We start from the raw sequence: 20,083 nt of genomic DNA, 5'->3' as shown, positions 1-20,083 counted from the left end.
AAATAATAATCGTTTTAATGATAAATACGATCTTCGGTATACAACTCCAATTCCAATGCAGTTATATTATACTGGTAAACTGTTTCGATATACCCGCGTTGTATCTCATGGGCCGAATTCAGACTTTGCACAAATTGTGTGATATCAGTCTCATTTTCGCGAAACTGAATAGTTGCACTCTCCAATAAAGCCTGGGCTTCGGGCAATGCGCCTGTTTGATAATAACGAATCATTTCACTTTGTTGGCGTAGTTGTATCTGCAATTCATCGACCTTATTGGTTAACTGACGAATATTATTCTCTGCTTCTGTACGGGCAATATATGAATCAATTTTAGCCTGTTTAATCCGACTGCGCTGAGAAGAAAATATTATAGGGAACGAAACGCCGACCATCCAGGAATCCAAGCCGTTTAATGGTGAGATTTTCTGACGAACATATCCAACGGATAATTCGGGAAAAAAACGACTTCGCTCAATATTCAATATCGCTTTTTTTTCATCTGTTTGGCTTTGAAAATAACTTAAATAGGTTCCTGATAAATGATCTTCTGATACGGTTCTATTCTCTACTGGCAATACTGCCAAAGCGGTATCAGCTGGTATAATCAAATGATCGACATGACAGATCCAAACAAGTCTCTTTTGTGCCAATAACATCTCTTCTTCCGCTTGCATGAATCGTGCGCGCAAGTCTGCGGCTAATGTTGCAGCCATATTTTTCTCCAATAAAGTAATATCTCCTTGCTCATACCGAAGTTGCCCTGCCTGTTGAAAACGGGTAGTCCATTCATTTTGTTCACGATATAAAGCCAGTACATGTTGAGCATATTGGTAATACACCCAGGCACGCTTTACTTCTGCAACAATTTCTTTTCTTACCATATCACGATAAAGTTCTCCACTGACTATTTGTTTATTAATCAATGTATTTTTATAAAAAGGTGTCAAAACAGAGCCCAATGACTGTGAAATTTCCAACTCTTTATCTTTGCGTGTTTCACCATTTAACTGTCCCCAGGAGTAATTAAATGACATGGGCTCCGGATCCCATAACTCCCCTCGTGCAGCACGTACACGATCAATATTTGCTGTTGCCGTTTTCAAACGGGGATGATTATCCAATGCTATCCGGATAGCCTCATCCAAGGAGACTGTAGTTGCATCTGACTGGGCAGAAAGTACTCCGGAGATACTCATAAAAACAATTACAGGCAGTACATATCTTATTCGATGAGCTCGTCTCCATAAACGTATCGTATTTACTATTTTATAAAACACGGGAATAATCAACAATGTCAGTATGGTTGAAACAAATAAACCTCCTATGACAACGGTTGCCAACGGACGTTGCACTTCTGCACCGGCAGATGTAGCGACAGCCATGGGTACAAAACCCAACGATGCCACCAATCCTGTTAGAAAAACAGGTCGCAATAAGTGTGGACATCCTTTTGCTATAATACGATTTGTTGTCATCTGATAGATATGTTGTTTTTGTAAATCATTAAAATGATTAATCATTAAAATGCCATTCAAAACCGACACTCCAAATAGAGCTATAAACCCAACTCCTGCAGAAATACTAAATGATAAGCCACGAATCCACAAAGCTAAAATCCCTCCTATCAGAGACAATGGAACAGTAGAAAATACCACCATTGTATACGTTATACCTTTAAAAGCAAAAAATAAAAGCAGTAAGATAAGAAGCAGAGCTACCGGAATTACTACAGTTAACGTACTAATCGCATTCTGAAGATTTTCAAATTGTCCGCCATATTCAAAATAATAACCCGGTTTCAGCTTAATATTTTTCTCCAAAACGTTTTGTATGTTATTAACCACTTGCTGGATATCTGCATCACGTACATTGACGCCTATAACCACCCTGCGTTTTGTCGCATCGCGATTAATCTGCAACGGGCCATCTATTAACTCAATATCAGCAACTTCACTGATCGGAACAGGTATACCTTCCACTGTGCGTACAAACAGTTTATCCAGATTCAGATCGGAAATTTTATCACTATCCAAACGTACAACAAGATCAAAGCGACGTTCATTCTCAAACACGACTCCTGCTACTTCACCAGCATATGCTGTGCGAATAAGGGTATTTAATTCTTCAATATTCATTCCGTAACGGGCAATCTTTGAACGATCATAACTCACAACTAATTGTGGAAGTCCCATCGCTTGTTCGACCAATACATCATCTGCTCCCGGAACCTGACGCACATAACGGGCAGCCTCACGAGCCTTCGCATATAACTCTTCCATATCTTCGCCATATAGTTTAATCGCAATATCAGCTTTGGCTCCAGTCATCAATTCATTAAAACGTAATTGAATCGGTTGGCTAAAATTAAATTCCGCTCCACCAACCTGTTCTAAAGCTTTTTTCATCTTTTCAACCATCTCCGCACGGCTCGAAGCTGAAGTCCACTCTTTAAATGGCTTCATTACAATCATAATGTCTGCATCTTCTACTGCCATCGGATCAGTAGGTACTTCGGCCGTACCTATTTTTGAAACTACATGTTTAATTTCCGGAAATTTTGCTAAAAGAGTCTTTTCTGCTTCAGTTGATAATTCTATACTTCTGGATAAAGAACTTCCGGCCGGCAACGTCATCTGCATCGCAAAATCACCCTCATCCAAGGTTGGAATAAACTCTGCACCTAAACGAGTAAATAAAAATAAAGATGCTGCAAGTGCAATAAAAGCCGTACCTAAAGTAATCCATATATGATGTAAGCAAAAATGAAGTCCTTTTTTATAGATCTTATTGAGTTCTTGAAAGAAACGATCGGCAAAGGTCGGTTTTGTTGAAATTGTTTTTTTCAAAAAGAGTGAGGCCATCATCGGAATATAAGTCAATGATAATATCAGTGCTCCGATAATACAGAATACCAATGTTTTTGCCATAGGTGTAAAATACTTTCCTTCTATACCGGAAAGGGTAAGTATTGGAAAAAATACAATCAAAATAATCAGAACAGCAAAAGTTGCACTTCTGACCACTCCTCCGGCTCCGGCTTCAATTTCCTGATCCATCTCTGTTTTCGACAATGCTTTACCGGCCAACCTTTTACTATAAAGATGTGCCAACATTCCTTCGACTATTACAATAGAACCATCCACAACTATCCCAAAATCAATGGCGCCCAAACTCATTAAGTTGGCTGTTACACCAAATAGTCGCATCATAATAAAACCAAACAACATCGCCAACGGAATAACAGACGCTACAATCAAGCCGGCCCGAAAATTACCGAGAAATATGATTAAAACTAAAAAGACAATCAAAGCACCTTCTACCAGATTCTTTATTACTGTGAATATATTTCTATTCACTAAGGCTGATCGATTCAAATAAGGTTCCAGAACAACTCCCTCGGGCAGCATCTTCTGTACTTTCTCTACCCGGGCTTCTAACTCTTTTGTTACAATATTAGCATTTGCTCCTTTCAGCATCATGGCGATACCTCCCACACATTCACCTTTTCCGTCCATAGTCATTGCTCCAAAGCGTTTCGGTGCTCCAAAGCGTACATGACCAACATCACGAATATGAATCGGAATACCACCTCGGTTAGAGACTACGATTTGTTCTATATCTGACAGTTGAGTAATCATTCCTTCTGAGCGGATATAATAAGCCTTATTCATTTTTTCGATATAACTACCACCCGTATTCTGATTATTTCGCATTAATGCCTCATAAACTTCTCCTATAGTTATATTCAACGAGTAAAGTATATCAGGATCAACGGCTACTTCATATTGTTTTAAATACCCTCCGAAACTGTTTATCTCGACAATTCCTGATATCCCACTTAATTGACGTTTAACGATCCAGTCTTGTATCGTGCGAAGTTCCATGGCATCGTATTTGTCTTCGTAACCCGGAGCAACTTCTAATACATATTGATAAATTTCCCCTAATCCTGTTGTTATAGGCATTAATTCAGGAGTACCTAATTCAGAAGGTATTTCTCCGGCCACCGTTTGTATCTGTTCATTAATCAACTGTCGCGCATCCAATGTCGGAACTTTTTCGTCAAAGACCACAGTGACCAAAGAGAGTCCAAAACGGGATACAGATCTGATTTCAACAACATTCATGATATTACTCATGGCTATTTCAATAGGAAATGTAATTAACTGTTCCACCTCCTGAGGAGCTAATGTCGGCGATACAGTAACGATTTGTACCTGGTTATTTGTTATATCCGGAACCGCATCAATAGGCAAAGTCATCATAGCATAGATACCTCCTATCAACAGAAAGACAGTTGCAATACCAATAAATAGTTTTTTACGAATGGAAAAATGTACAATAGCTTTAAACATCTTCTTACTGCTTTAATAATAGAGTAAAGATATTTGTGCCGACTCTACCTTTTTATAAATAGTAATTGAAATGACTGTAATAGCGATTGAACTATATAAAAAAGCTTTTGAAATGTAAAATGTTATTCAACATGAAAAGTAACAGACAACGCATTTCCTTCATCATCTACCACAGTCATGGAATGTTTGCCTTTAGACGGAATAATAGAAATTTTATGAAAATCCTGAGTAGAGGAAAGATAAGTTTCATCCAGATGCCAATAAACGATTGCGTTTCTGTTACTATGAACCAGTTCAAATGTCATTTGCCCCGGACTTCCATCCATTTGTTTTGGTAAATACACATGTGCATTCATTTCAGGATAGATAAATTGCATCACCTGCCGGCTGTCTTCTCCACAACCCGATTTAAAGGGAGGAAGTTGTTTGTATTCCGGATGATGTTGTTTATAGTACCATTCCCAGACAGGTGGTAAAGTGAACCATTTCCGTTGGATAGTCGTTTCATTACCCATACAATTTTCATATACCCGAAAATTTTCATCCGTAGTCAAATTTACAAGATGATGATAAGGGCATGTCTGTGTGCGTAATCCATTTGGAAGAAGCAAAACCGTATCCGTTTCTTCGCAATATCTCCCCTTCAAATGTCCGGAATAACGACAAACTTCAGCTTCCGTAAATTCCGGGTAAGGTTGATCAAACCAACGGGAAGAAGGTAATAGGTTGAAAATATCAAACATCACCGGCCCTGCTGTTCTTGCTCCAACTAATCCAGGTTTACCCTCACCGGATGCATTCCCGACCCATACACCAACTACATAACGCTTAGTGACTCCTACTGCCCAGGCATCTCTGAATCCATAACTCGTCCCTGTTTTCCAGGCAATAGTTTGCATAGAAGGAATTATTCTCCAATCAATTTCTTCAGGACGATTGACTTCTTTTATGGCATCAAATACCTGCCAGACAGCCCCAGATTGAAAAATATCCTTTCCCTTAATTGCATTTTCTTTATGTTGTATCAGAGCTAATGATAATGGGTCTACACCTAAAAGAGCACGTGCCATATTTGCATATCCACCGCACACATCCCACAGGGTAGCTTCTGCTCCACCCAGTATCAATGATAAACCATAATGACCTGCTGGTTTTGTCAGCGTGGTAAATCCCATTTCTTTCAGAAAACTATAAAATTTCGGCACGCTATATTGTCGTAACAACTGAACAGAAGGGATATTCAATGAACGAGCAATTACTTCAGAGGCGGGAACAGCCCCTTCATACTGCATATTGAAATTTTGAGGGGAGAAACCGTTTATATTTACCGGTATATCCGGCAATAATGTTCGGGGCAATATCACCCCTTCCTGTAATGCGGCATAATAAAGGAAAGGTTTCAATATACTTCCCGTACTTCTCGGAGCACGAATAATATCTACCTGGTTTCCGGATACTTGTTCATTAAAACAAACGTTTCCGCAATAGGCCACTATATGGTTTGTTTCAACATCAACTACCAATGCAGCCATGTTGCGTATATCACTACGGCGAAATTCATTATTCCAACGTTCCAATAAATCTTCTACCCGTTGTTGAATTCCTTTATCAATGGTAGAAATCGTCTGTTTGCCTTTTTGTACAGTATTGAAATAACTGACTAAATGAGGTGCAATCTGAGGCAAAGGCAGAGGCGCATCCGGTAATGGCTCACTCAATGCTAGTTCATAAGTAGATACATCAATCCTCCCGGACTCCAATAAACGATTCAACAGGCGATTTCGCTTCTTTAAGAGTGCTTCTCTACTTTTGCCCGGATGAATTATAGCAGGGGCATTTGGCAAAACTGCCAGGGTTGCCGCTTCTGCCCAAGATAATTGATCTACAGCATGTCCAAAATAACGCCAGGCTGCGGCATCCAATCCAACTACATTTCCGCCAAAAGGAGCATGAGATGCATACAGTCCCAAAATGTCTTTTTTCGAGTAACGAAACTCCAGACGAGTAGCCAGGATCATCTCAATCAATTTCTCCCCTATTGTTCGTGATTTATTTCGTGCTAACCGGATTGTTTGCATGGTAATGGTACTTCCACCACTTACCACTCGTTTTTCTTTTATATTTTGAATAATTGCTCTACCTATTGCTAAAGGATTTACTCCCCAATGATAAAAAAAATGTCGATCCTCAAATTCAATCATGCATATTGTCATCTTCTCCGGAACTGTTCTTCGTTCCGGAAAACGCCATTGCCCATCATCCGCAATACGGGCTCCAAGAAGTTCACCTTGATAATCTGTGACTACAGTTGAATAAGTCTCGTTGAAAAGCTGTCGGGGTAGACAAAAAACATAACAAATAACCAAAAGAACAATCATTGTGATGATTGCTTTTTTTATATTCATTTTGTTATTAATACAACCCATGTCGCACGGTTGGAAATTATTGTTCCACCATCACCCTGTTTGCTGTTGTCCGAGCTTGAACCTCGGTATCGTACATCGCTTCACACTGAATGGCTGGCAATACAAATACACCTGCATAAGTTGCCTGTAACCGAATATTAAATGTTTTCGACTTATTACGTGCCAGATTGAAGTATGTCAACACACGATCATCACGGATATCCCTGTACGTATAACTATCATCCGATTGTTTTGACGAAGAAATATGTTCTTCACCTTCTTCACTTTCCATATCAGGTTGAGTCATCCGTTCGTTATAGATTTCCCAGCCGGCAGGAATAATGTGTGTTAAAGCAATATCATTGTAATCTGTAAATGTGTTTGTATTAGCGACTGTCACCTGTACGATAAAGTCAGTTCCCTGTTTCAGGTTGGCGACATTGAGGGTTTGCCCGTTCATATCAGTATATCTTACACGCAAACGCAGGTTATTAGAAACTTCCGGCAGATTATCTTTCTCTAATTGAGTACGGGTTACCAGGTCTACATATAATCCACCGGTTCCTTTATTCATAACAGCAACCTTCCCTTCTTTCGGAGATAAAGGCAGGTCTGCCTGATAAACAGCTTTAGCCGATTTAATCACCGACTGCTCTTTTCCATTTAACGACCAAGCCATATCAATGGCTCCGGAAAGTTTCTCAGCCAGACGTCCCATAGCCATCAAAGCAAAAGCGGTTGACTGCGTACTGAAATAAGTCTCTTTCGACAAGTTTTTCGATACTTTCTGTGCCTGATTAAACGCTTCCCTATCGCGCCCCATCAATACCAATGTCTCAAGAATCATTGCCTCATCACGGTCATATGAGCCATAGATATGATTACTCGAAGAGTACGCCTTTATTGTTGTTTCCGAATTAAATACCAATTCATTCGCCGGATTGGTCTTGCCATCCAACGCATAGGCTGCGGCCAAACGCCATTTGGCCTGTAAGGATAGATCGGTCATTTCCTTCATCCTGTTCATTGCACCTAATTCCGGAGAACCTGCCAATGCCAGCGTATAGAGGCGATAAGCCTGTTGTAAATCCGATTGCCAGTAATACCAGTCGGAATCACGGCTTAACGGTGTCCAATTCTGTGCTGCTTTTCGTTGATAAGCTTTCCATTTATCCAATACATAATTATTGATCTGATATCCTTTTTCCTGTGCCATGATCAAGAAGCTACCCACATATGAAGTAATCCACTCATCGACTTCCGGATTTCCTGGCCAGTAAACAAATCCCCCATTGGGTAATTGACGCCCGTAAAGGTTACGGATAGCCTCCGTTACATTCTGGTTGATTGATTCTTTTTCTGTGTCTGTCAATTCTTTAAACTGGGATATAAATAACAAAGGTAATGCACGAGAGGTCAGTTGTTCTGTACAATAATGTTCATAATTATAAAGAAAATCAAAACGGCGACTAATATCTACCGATGGAATGCGCGACACTTCCAGTTTCACCCAACTATCACTGACGTTTCCATTCACCTGATACGATAAGTCTGTTGTCTGTCCACCCTCCAGCAATTTGCTTTCATAATGAGTCACCACCGGATTCGGATTACGCACATCAATCTCTATTGTTTCAGAAGTACTGTGTCCGTTTCCGTTCGCTTTGATCTTTATCGTCTCGTTCCGGGTAATCGTTCCGGTACGTAGTTTAAAATAGACCATTTGATCGCCCGGTTCGGTAAAGGAGACTGTTTTTTTACTACCGTCGACAAGCGACAGGTTTTCGGATGTTTCAATCGTTACCGTTACATTTTTAACATCATTCTCCATCGCAAAGACATTTACCGGCACCAAAATCTCTTCTCCAAAACTAAGTACGCGTGGCAACGTTGATAACACCATCAATGGTGTACGTACAGGCGTCGTTTTTTCAGCACTCCCATACGCGCCATCCTGACCGGCTATGACCATTGTACGGACAGAACCGACATACATCGGCAACGTAATCGTATGGTTATCAGTTTTTCCCGGGTTGAGCGAGAATGGTCCGTAGAATTTCACTACCGGTCGGAACCGATTGGCCTTACTCTCCTGCCCTTTCAGCATCTCATCCCCACCGATACTGAAAAGTGAACTATAGCTTCCGGTATAAGCGCCTATCACTTGATCGAACATATCCCAGGTGCGAATGCCTAACGCTTCGCGAGCATAAAACTCCGACCATGGATCAGGCGTTTTGAAATTGGTCAGATCGAGTAGTCCATCATCCACTATAGCCAATGTATAGGTCATTTTTTTACCATTTTTCTCGCTTACAGCTACTGTAAACGCTGTTTCCGGTCGTAATACATCCACCATCTTTATCTGAGGTTCGAGTTTTGATGCTTTATTGTTTACAAATACCGGAACCACCCCATACATACGTATCGGCAACTCATTCGTTGTCTGCATATGAGGTTGTAACAAACTAATATGTACATAGACATTGGGAGCCATCTCGGGAGTCACTTTAAACTGATATTTCGTATCTCCCTGACCGGAGATCTCCACCCATTCACGATGTATCACCGTAGAGCCATTTTCCAATGCGACCAAAGCACGTCCTCCTTCTGCTGCTTTCGGAATAATGACAGAGACCATCTCACCATTCTCATACGACTCTTTATCTACAGAGAATGTCAGCATAGTCACACCACTCGGATCGGTTTTATCCGAACGTCCGCGCCAATCCGGCCAGTCGATATATACTGTTCCACCTGTCGCATGTCCGCTTTCCGGATCTTTTACATAAACCAGATAACGTCCCCAAGAAGGATAATTTACACGGAATTTAAAGTTTCCTTTTCCATTCGATGTAGAAATCGTGCCCTCTGCTTCGGGGGTATAAGAACTATTGTTAATATAAGATGCAAACGACTCATTACGGTTCTCCCACCACCAACTCCATCCGATTCGAAACACTTTGTATTCCAGATTCTGACGGCTTACCGGCTTGCCTTCCGCATTTACAGTAATCACATCAAACTGATGGTCAGCATCGGTTTCAATATATTTGTTCTTCGGTTGATTCAGATTAATGCCGACATAGGATGAGAACGGAGAGAAAGGAACAGTTGTCGTATGAATACTCGCATCACCTCCCGGTTCATACACGCGAGTAGTAATCGCAGCGCGTAACATACCCGGTGCATTTTGTGCATCAGGAGCCTTCAAGTTGAAGAGCACATTTCCCTCTCCATCCAGTGTTCCGTCAAACAGTTCCGTTTTATCGGCAGTAAATTCTGTGGCCGGATTATTAAAAATGTATTGATTATAGTTTGAAAATTGCACACTTGCCTTAGAAAGAGTCATTTCCACTTTTGCTTTCAGATTGGATGCCGTAGCACCAGTAAGCCATGCCGAATTCAGTTCGACCGGTATCTGTTTTTGGGAAGCATCGATATAATCATCCGCCACCTTCAAATTTATTTTCAAACGGTTGGGCTTGATTGCTTCAACACGGAATGATTTATGAAACGAAGTCCCTCCCACTTTCACATAGCCATTCCATAATCCAGTCGGATCATTGGCATCTGTCACCACCTGAAAGGTATAAAACCCGTTCATCCCTTTCGTGGATATCTGTTTACTATAAAACTGTCCGCGTGGGTTATACAGTTCAAAAGAGACCGGATGCGTATCAGGAATCCGTTGCTCACGATCTTCCATCATAAAGGTTATATGCAGTGTATCACCCGGACGCCATACGCCTCTTTCGCCATAAATAAATCCTTTCAACCCCTTTTGTATCTCCTTTCCACCCACATCAAAACGACTAACCGACTTTTCCTCACCATCTTGCACCTTCAGATAAGTTTTCTGTTTACCTTGAGAAGCCACGACGATAAACGGTTTATTTTTCGGTGCCACTTCACAGAAACCGTTGGCATCCGTTTTTGCACTACCGATAGGCTGCAACTGAAAGTTGTAAACCGTCACATCGGCCTGCGCCACCGGTTTCGTATCAAGGATATCTGTAACCGCAATCCACATCTTGTTATTCTTATTCTGTTTCACAATCAGCCCCAGATTTGTCGCCAAGACATTACAGGCTATTCCGCGACTGTGGTAAGCATAATAAGACGAGTGGCATGGATTATCCGTTTCATCCCAATCAAACGAACTCCAGTTTATATTGCTATAGAACGGATCATAATACGTACTTGTCTGATCCCAGACACCATCCTCCTCTTCATCCAATTCACTGGTCAACAGCCTGGTCAACCCTTGTGCTGTCTCTGCATCCTCTTCCTCCCCATCAAAACAGGGAAATGTGGAATACTCCTTACGCATGGAAAACTCAACCCGGTAAATGGCTCCCGGCTCCTGCTTGATGAGTTTGGATAAATCAATCGTATACGTATCCCACAGACTCAGGTCTTTTTCCATATCCGCATCCAGACGAAGGGTCTCTTTATAAACCATACGTCCCGATCGCCGCAGTTCGTTCATCCCTGAGAGCGGGTTATCCTGTAAAAACATCAGTACATTATCTTCAAAAATCCGGATCACCTTAACATCTACAGCTTTCAGATTCACAGCCCGGAACGGGATAATCAAGTTCTTTGAATCAGGTATGATTGTTCCGGAACTGATTAATTCAATTTTGGGTTTATGATTCTGTTTACTGAAAGAGATCCTTCCCTCCTCCTGCATTTTATCTCCAAGGTAACTCTTTATCCCCCGGTCGATATACACCGTCACATCACCCGATAGATTATAAGGCTCGAAATAAACATTTACTTTATCATCGATGATCTGAAATACCGGAGTCGACAGACCGACAATCGTGATCAACCCTGTCAGATCCTGTGATTCGAGTAAAGGTTCGGAGAAAGAGAGTTGAATACCGTTTTCCGGCTCAGAAATACGTCTGCCCGTTAAGAACTGAAATGAATGCATGGCAGGGATCCGGATTGACTCTTCCGCTTTTTTGGTCATTCCGGCTTTTTCGCCGTTGACGGTCAGCGTTAAGGTAACATCCTCTTCTCCCCGTTTAATGGAAGGAATAGTAAACGTATAATGATCCGACTTTCCCTGAGGTTCTATTTCGATCGTTAACGATTGGTTATCATCGCTTTTTACTGAAAACATTTTTTCAACTTCCAGCTTTTCCATCACATCACTCAAACGAATCACCCCTTTATAAGTCGCCTGATCGGGCGCGTTCGGAGAAATAGATATTCCTTCCATATCAAGCATAAAACTACGTTCCATGACCTGAAAGGAAAACTCAAATTTTTCCATACCTTGAGGTACATGGGCATAATCACCCAACTGAAAAGACACCTGGTAAACCTGTCCCGATTGTAACGCTTTCTCTTCGGGAACAAATTCCAATGTTTTATTATCTCTCCAATAGGTTTTCCCTTTCAACGAAGGGGTAAAGCGGAAAGGATTTCCCTTTACCTCCGAACTCAAGTCGACCATTTCCACCGGTTGTGTTAACTGCAACATGATGGACGCTGTTTGAGAAACAACCCCACCTGTATAGCCACTGACATAAGGCGTATACTCGCCGGAAGGCACTATTTCTTCCTGTTTATGTTGTTTACATGCCACAAGGAGTAGTATTAAAACTAAAAAAGCGCTCAAACGCACAACGGATAAATGCTTCATAATGATCAGGATTTAATTGTAAACAAAGATAAGACGCGGTTTGGTAATTACAATATTTTCAATGAAAATTCATCTAATCTGTGTCTATGCGTAAAAAAAACAAAACGATTCGTCGGTTTATTTGTACCTTACTATCTATTATTGATCGATAGTGTAAACCTTTTTCTGCACAGGGATAACCCCTAATCCCTAAACACTAATTATCTTTGCTGTCGCAGAAAGCAATCAAACATGAAAACAGTTCTTACCACACTTAATGCCAAATATATTCATACATCTCTCGCTTTGCGTTGGCTATATGTGGCGAATAAGGAATCATTCGATCTGACGATTCAGGAATATACCATCAAAGAGAGTATCGAAAAGATTGCCGACAATATATTGGCTTCTGACTGCACCGTTCTTGGAATAAGTGTATCCATATGGAATGTAAATCCAACAAGTGAATTGGTTGCTATCCTGAAAAATAGAAAACCGGAATTGATTATTCTATTGGGAGGTCCTGAAGTATCACACGAACCTGCATTCTTTCTGGAGAACTGGCCTGTGGATTATATCATTAGTGGCGAAGGTGAATTCGTCTTAGGTGAATTGTTGCAAGCGATACAAGATCACTCTTCACCCTTAATCGAAGGAGTATCTTTTGCCGGGCATATCAGTAAAACCATTGCGCAGGCCGATCTGAACCGATTGGCCTCATTGCCCTCTCCCTATATGTTGGATATGGATAAAGAAGAGGTGCAGCATAAACTTGTTTATTTCGAGACCTCACGTGGCTGCCCATATCAATGCCAATATTGTCTGTCTTCTTTGGAAAAAGGGGTGCGTTATTTTCCTCAGGATTATATATTCAAGAATCTGGATTACCTGATACAAAACAATGCCCACCAAATTAAATTCCTCGACCGGACTTTTAACCTGAATAAAACGCATACAAAGGCTATTTTTGATTATCTGATACAGCACTACCGGTCAAACCTAAGTTGTCAATTTGAGATTTATGCCGATTTACTTTCTGATGAAATTATCGATTACCTAAACAACGATCTACCCAAAAACTACTTCCGCTTCGAGATCGGTATCCAGTCGACTTACGAACCAACAAACAGGGCTGTCAACCGAAAACAAGATTTCCCGTTATTATCAAAAAATGTAAAAAAAATCATGGAGGGAGAAAAAATAGATCTGCATCTCGATCTTATTGCCGGTCTGCCTTATGAGACTTTCGACAGATTCAGAAAATCCTTCAATGATGTATTTGAATTGAAAGCCAAAGAGGTACAACTTGGCTTTCTCAAAATGCTCAGAGGCACAAATTTAAGACGTAATGCCAAACAATATGGATACTACTACAAAGAAACTGCTCCTTACGAGATCATATGCAATGCTGATTTATCCGCAGATGATCTGACACGCATACATGATGCGGAGCATGCATTGGAAAAATTCTGGAACAGCGGTCGGTTTTCATTGACAATGGACACCTTATTGACCAAATACTACCCAGGGAAATATTTCGAATTATTCGATGAAATCGGTCAATTTTACAAAACAAACGCATATCCTCATCACGGTTATCAACTGGAGGATCTTTTCCGCTACTTCAATCATTTCCTGCAAACCAAAGGTATAAACCTTTTCGAAACCCTGCGTACAGATTATTACTCTCATTTCAGTCGTCGACCACAAGGATTCTGGGAAGAGCAAATCGATAAAAAAAGGAAAAAGCAATTGCTCTACCAAATCGCACAAGATAAAGAGTTTCTTATCCGACATGGATTGAATAGGAAAATAATAGAAAAACAGACGGCCATAGACCCTCTTTCCAATGGCCATTACTTACTGACTATTTTTCTGCAGAATAAAAATATAAGCCTTATATATAATGTATGCAGTAAATAACGTAAATACCCTATAACAAAACCTCCCTCCTATTTGCGTTCTCTCGTCCTCTCTCTTTTTAGAACCGGATCGTGATTTTTTTAGTTTTCCTTTGTTTTTCAACAAATACAATTAACTTTGCATTCCAAAGTTCTTTCTTTTTAAAGAATCACAAGAACGATTTATATAGAAGTCACAAAAAAACGAGTATCACAAACTAAAATTCAACTCATTATGGTAAAGGACAAAAGAACAATCGCATTACAGACTTACAGTTTATCAACGAGAATCATAGGTCTAAAAAAAACTTTATTATTGCTGATTTCATCGCTATTTTTCGTTACAGGTCACACACAAACAGTTGATAAAAGCAAACTTGATCTTTTCTTTAATCAACTCTCCGAAAAAAATAAAGCGATGGGAAATATGCTTATAACAGAAAGCAGCAACATTGTTTATTCCCGTATAATCGGTTATAGCCAAATTAATGAACAAGAGAAGATACCCTTAACTACAGAAACACGATACCGCATCGGTTCGATTACCAAAATGTTCACTGGCGCAATGATCTTTCAACTCATCGAAGAAGGCAAATTAACACTGAACGATACATTGGACACCTTTTTCCCCCAGATACCCAATAGTGGAAAAATTACAATCCTTCAAATACTCGCGCATCGTAGTGGTATTCCTAATGTAGGCAGAGGAGAAGATTCTAAAACAAAACCAATAACAAATGATGAAAAGCTTGCATTAATCGCCAAAAGCACTCCGGATTTTGAACCGGATACACAATATGGATATAGCAACTCGGGGTATATCCTCTTAGGCTATATCATCGAAAAAATAACCGGGAAATCTTATCAGGAAGCGCTGAGCGAAAGAATCACTTCAAAAATTAAACTGTCGGACACTTATCTGGGTACCGGATATATAGATGTAAGCCAAAACGAATGTCATTCCTACAGCTATTTTGGTCGCTGGCAACAAAATGTTGAAACACATTTAAGTATTCCGAGTGCTGCAGGGGCGATTATTTCGACACCAGCCGATCTGACTCAATTTATACAGGCATTGTTTGCCGGCAGAATTGTTTCGAAGGAAAGTCTTGATCTGATGATGCAAAAACAGTTAGGTATGGAAGCCTTTATATATCATGACAAAACATTCTATGGTCATGCTGGTGGAATCGATAATTTCGGATCCTGGTTGGTTTATTCACCGGAAGAAAACCTAACGCTTGCTTACACGACAAATGCAAAAGTATACCCTGTAACAAAAATTATAGACGGAGTTTTTGATATTTATTGGAATAAGCCATTTGCAATCCCCTCTTTTGAAGCAATGGTCGTTGATCCGGAAATTCTTGACCAATATATTGGTACCTATTCAAATCCGGAAGCACCTGTGAAATTTATAATTATCAGAGATGGAACAACACTTTGCATGCAACAGAATGCTCAATCCGCTATTCCACTTGAAGCAACCGCCACTAATAAATTTAAAATAGATCCTCCAGGTATATTTTTTGAATTCAACGCAAGTCAAAAACAGTTATCCATAAAACGAGGAGGTGGAGAACGGATTTTCACAAAAGAAGAGTAGCCTTACTGAAATTTGTTTAGAAACTTTTCCAATAAAAAATCCGCTTAATACATCGATTAAGCGGATTAAACATGACTATTAAAAAGAACCTTCATCTTCAATCTAAATTATTTCTAAAATCTTTTAAATTACTTTGTAACTCCTGACGAGCAAAAAAGATACGGCTCTTTACTGTGCCTAATGGTATATTTAATTTTTCTGCTATCTCGTTATATTTATACCCACTCAAGAACAACGAGAAAGGAGTACGCAACTCATTACTCAAATTTTCTATCGCTTTGTTGATCTCCTGCAACTGGTATGAACCATCCGGAGAATCATACCCTGATTCACTCATCACTTCCAAGTTGTAGACATCTGCTCCCTGATCGATAATCGTTTGCGTGCGAATGACTCTATGATAATTGTTAATAAAAAGGTTACGCATAATAGTCATCACCCAACCTTTAAAATTTACATTATCAACAAATTTGTCCTGATTATTCAAGACTTTCAAGGTCGTATCTTGTAATAGATCCTGAGCATCATCCTTGTTGGCTGTTAGCATTAAAGCAAAGTTTAACATGTTGTCTTGAATTCCTAATAATTTTTTCTGAAATTGCAGTGCGTTCATACTTCTTTGGTTTTAATTAAACAATCTATATAATTTTATTTTTATCTTACATAAAATATATTTTTATCAGCAAGCATATACAAATATAACAAGAGTATTCAAACCGAGACAACTTACAAGAATGAGAATTTAATAAAAAGTCAACTTTCTGATTTTTAATACCTATTTACTCAAATATGAACAGAATTTACAACTTATTCAAGTTGTCAGTTTTAGTTTTTACAACTATATGAACAGATTATACAACTTATTGTATAATTTTATTTTTACAACAACAAAAAAATCAACAATCCTAACACATTCTTTAATTCAATATACAAAACAAAAGATACAAATCAATAAAATTATCAATAAATTCAATCTATTAGCATATAAAATTTATTTATCATACATTATATATATAAATGTAAAATACCTTCACCAAGATCACGACAAAGACCTGTTTCAAGAACAAACGTCCTACAAACAGTAAAAACAAAGAAAACAGAAAAAGTCTACCTCGTTTTTCAACATCATCCTATGGATATAAACAGATTATTCTGACTGTTTTTATGTAACACCTACCTCTGTTTTCTGTTAGAGGTACGTCTAAATCCGTTTAGAGGTACGTGTAAATCGATTTAGAGGTACGTCTAAAACAATTTAGAGGTACCTCTAACAGAAAAGTGTTCCGTATGCTTCAAATAAACCGATAGCGACGTTACGGGTTTTGTTTCGATTCGTTCACAGGACTGCACTGCCAAAGGGGGAGAAGGTGTTGTCCTACTCCATTTTTCTTATGAATCATACAGGATAGAAAGATTAGAGAAAATATTCTGTGAGCTTATTTTTTTATGTTTTTTATAGAACAACCACAACAGCCGACACAGGGATCTGTTGATTTGGATTTGGTAAACATTCGATATACCTTATAACCTATATAAGCTACAACTATAATACCGATACTTATGACTACAACATCCTGCCACATAGATATATATTTTTAAAATAAGCGAAGGCTCAATACAAAGCCTATTTTAAAGAAACAGACTACCTACCTGATAAACGACAAAGGAGACTATCCACGCCAATATACAGGTATAGCCAATTAAAAAGAATCCCCATTTCCACGAACCAGACTCTCTTGCTACAGCTGTAACCGTAGCGACACAAGGGAAATAGATTAAGACAAAAAGCATCAGGCTCAATGCAACCAATGGGGTAAAAACAGGAGTTCCATCGGCATACATATCCTTTTTCAGTCGATCAGAAAGGGATTGGCTCTCTTCCTCTTCTCCGGTATACAACACGCTTAAAGTACTTACAACAACCTCTTTTGCGGCCATTCCGGTTAAAACTCCCACACTCATTTTCCAATCGAATCCAAGAGGAGCCATGACCGGTTGAATAAGCTGTCCCATCTTTCCGATATATGAATTTTCCTGATGATCCATCATTTTTAACCGTTCGATCTCGGCAATTATCTCAACACGTTCCTCTGTTTCAGGTTGTGTCTCTATCAAAGCGATCTGCTGATCAAATCTTTCCGAGTTTTCCGTTTCACGCGGGAAGTAACCCAAAAACCAGATAATGATTGAAGCGATCAATATCACTCCCCCCATTTTACGCAGGTATTGTCGTGCTTTCTCCCACATGTGGATTAAAATCGATTTCGCCGTAGGCATCCGATAAGGCGGAAGTTCCATCACAAAAGGTAGTTCTTCTTTCTTAAAAAGAAAACGTTTAAACAACCGCGCCATAACGACAGCTAAAGCAATTCCCGTTGCATAAAGCGAGAAAAGAACCAAACCGGCATGATCCGGGAAGAACGCACCCGCCAATAATACATACACCGGAAGTCGGGCGCTACAACTCATCAACGGATTAATCAACATGGTTATCATCCGGCTGTTACGGCTTTCGATTGTGCGTGTTGCCATAATTGCCGGAACATTACAACCAAATCCCATGACTAAAGGGATAAACGATTTTCCATGCAATCCCATCTTATGCATGATCTTATCCATGATAAAAGCAGCCCTGGCCATATAACCGGAATCTTCCATAAAGGAGATAAAAAAGTATAAGATGAGTATGTTGGGAAGAAAAACGATAACCCCACCTACTCCACCGATAATTCCGTCTACTAACAGGTCTTTAAGAGATCCTTCTGCCATATGTTGACGCACAAAATCCCCAAAGGCCTCAACCAATGCTTCTATCCATTCCATCGGGTATGCACCCAAACGAAAAGTAGCTTCGAACATGACCCACATAAACAGGATAAAGATCGGAAAGCCTAACACTTTATTGGTCACAAAAAGATCAATGATCCGTGTATTACTTACTTTTTGTATTTCATTTTGTTCATATGTCTCTTGTAAAGCTCCTGAAATAAAACCGTAACGCGCATCGGTAAAGGCTGTCTCACAATCTTCTTTGCGTATCTCTTCGATCTGCCGTACACTTTCATCACGGGTATTCAAGATTTTATCGGAATCAGGCAGAGTTAAGACAAACGATTCTGTCTCCTGATCTCCTTCCAAGAGTTTGATAGACAGGTTACGTTTTGAATAATGACGCGGCACCTGTCCGTTTTCCCGTAATGAATTCCGGACGCTTTTTATCCCTTTCTCTAGTTCTTCTCCATAATTGATATGAATATGCCGGATCACGGGATCTTCTTCTTCATAGACTTTGATCACCCGGTCGAAAAGTGCTTTAATACCAAAGCCTGTTTTACTGATAGTCGGAACAATAGGCGCACCGATTAATGTAGCCAATGCTTCATGGTCAAACTTATTTCCCTGCTTCTGCAACTCATCATACATATTCAGAGCAAGAACCATTCGCACATCCATATCGATTAATTGCGTTGTCAGGTATAGATTCCGTTCCAGGTTAGAGGCGTCTACCACATTAATGACCACATCCGGATGTTCTTCGTTTAAGTGGTGGCGAACATATAATTCTTCTGGGGAATAGGCCGACAACGAATATGTTCCGGGAAGGTCAACAATACGAAAAGTATAACCGCTCTGCTTAAATGTTCCTCCTTTGGCATCTACAGTGACCCCACTGTAATTTCCCACATGTTCATGTGCTCCGGAAGCAAAATTAAATAGCGAAGTCTTCCCACTATTCGGGTTTCCGACCAAGGCTACATTGATAATTTTCCGTTTGTCTAACGCGACTGCATGGATCTGTTCATCGGAAGGAAAACTGGCATTCGATCTGTTTGATCCGTTTTCAGCAACAGGCTTCTTTTCATTCAATTCGTTGATACTGACGACCTCTATCAACGCAGCATCACTTCGACGTAACGAGACATCATATCCCATTATCCGATAATGAATCGGATCTTTCAGGGGTGCGTTATTGATCACTTCAACCTCTTTTCCCCGAATAAAACCCATCTCTATGATTCGCTTACGAAAAGCGCCACGTCCGAGCACTTTAATAATGACGCCTTTATCGCCGGTTTGCAGTTCCGATAATCTCATAATCTATAATTCTGTTGCAAAAGTAACGATTATAGTGATCAAGCTCAATACCTACATATAGGTATTCCCCTTTATAATCA

General features: G+C 39.8%; 8 protein-coding genes. 2 read left to right on the top strand and 6 right to left on the bottom strand.

Going from position 1 to position 20,083, the window contains the following annotated elements:
- Nucleotides 1–14: 14 nt before the first annotated feature.
- The 3 genes from M2135_RS14435 to M2135_RS14425 all read right to left on the bottom strand — a co-directional run bounded on the left by M2135_RS14435 (nucleotide 15) and on the right by M2135_RS14425 (nucleotide 12,422).
- The gene (locus tag M2135_RS14435; protein ID WP_280749231.1) at nucleotides 15–4,358 is read right to left on the bottom strand and encodes a CusA/CzcA family heavy metal efflux RND transporter; all 4,344 of its coding nucleotides are present in this window, start codon (nucleotides 4,356–4,358) and stop codon (nucleotides 15–17) included.
- A gap of 122 nt (nucleotides 4,359–4,480) precedes the next feature.
- Nucleotides 4,481–6,784 carry a penicillin-binding protein 1C gene (gene pbpC / locus M2135_RS14430; RefSeq protein WP_280749230.1) on the bottom strand — a complete coding sequence of 768 codons (2,304 nt, stop codon included), beginning with the start codon at nucleotides 6,782–6,784 and terminating at the stop codon, nucleotides 4,481–4,483.
- Between the two features lie 16 nt (nucleotides 6,785–6,800).
- Nucleotides 6,801–12,422, bottom strand: coding sequence for an MG2 domain-containing protein (locus M2135_RS14425; RefSeq protein WP_280749229.1), 5,622 nt, complete (start codon nucleotides 12,420–12,422; stop codon nucleotides 6,801–6,803).
- A gap of 231 nt (nucleotides 12,423–12,653) precedes the next feature.
- Here M2135_RS14425 and M2135_RS14420 point away from each other — a divergent pair, with 231 nt between their 5' ends.
- Entirely contained in the window at nucleotides 12,654–14,324 is a 1,671-nt protein-coding gene (locus M2135_RS14420) for a radical SAM protein (RefSeq protein WP_280749228.1), read from the top strand.
- Nucleotides 14,325–14,720: 396 nt separating this feature from the next.
- Nucleotides 14,721–15,908, top strand: coding sequence for a serine hydrolase domain-containing protein (locus M2135_RS14415; RefSeq protein WP_280749227.1), 1,188 nt, complete (start codon nucleotides 14,721–14,723; stop codon nucleotides 15,906–15,908).
- 97 nt (nucleotides 15,909–16,005) lie between these two features.
- Here M2135_RS14415 and M2135_RS14410 read toward each other — a convergent pair whose 3' ends face one another.
- The 3 genes from M2135_RS14410 to feoB form a co-directional block, all read right to left on the bottom strand.
- Nucleotides 16,006–16,521 carry a sigma-70 family RNA polymerase sigma factor gene (locus M2135_RS14410; protein WP_280749226.1) on the bottom strand — a complete coding sequence of 172 codons (516 nt, stop codon included), beginning with the start codon at nucleotides 16,519–16,521 and terminating at the stop codon, nucleotides 16,006–16,008.
- Nucleotides 16,522–17,344: 823 nt separating this feature from the next.
- Complete coding sequence (locus M2135_RS14405) at nucleotides 17,345–17,491, bottom strand: FeoB-associated Cys-rich membrane protein (protein WP_280749225.1); 147 nt, start codon at nucleotides 17,489–17,491, stop codon at nucleotides 17,345–17,347.
- 46 nt (nucleotides 17,492–17,537) lie between these two features.
- Nucleotides 17,538–20,003 carry a ferrous iron transport protein B gene (gene feoB, locus M2135_RS14400; protein WP_280749224.1) on the bottom strand — a complete coding sequence of 822 codons (2,466 nt, stop codon included), beginning with the start codon at nucleotides 20,001–20,003 and terminating at the stop codon, nucleotides 17,538–17,540.
- Nucleotides 20,004–20,083: the final 80 nt, after the last annotated feature.

The sequence above is a fragment of the Parabacteroides sp. PF5-9 genome (assembly GCF_029893105.1).
Lineage (GTDB): Bacteria > Bacteroidota > Bacteroidia > Bacteroidales > Tannerellaceae > JARXWG01.
Note: the sequence above shows the minus strand (reverse complement) of the source record. Positions and strands in the feature narration are given on the sequence as shown.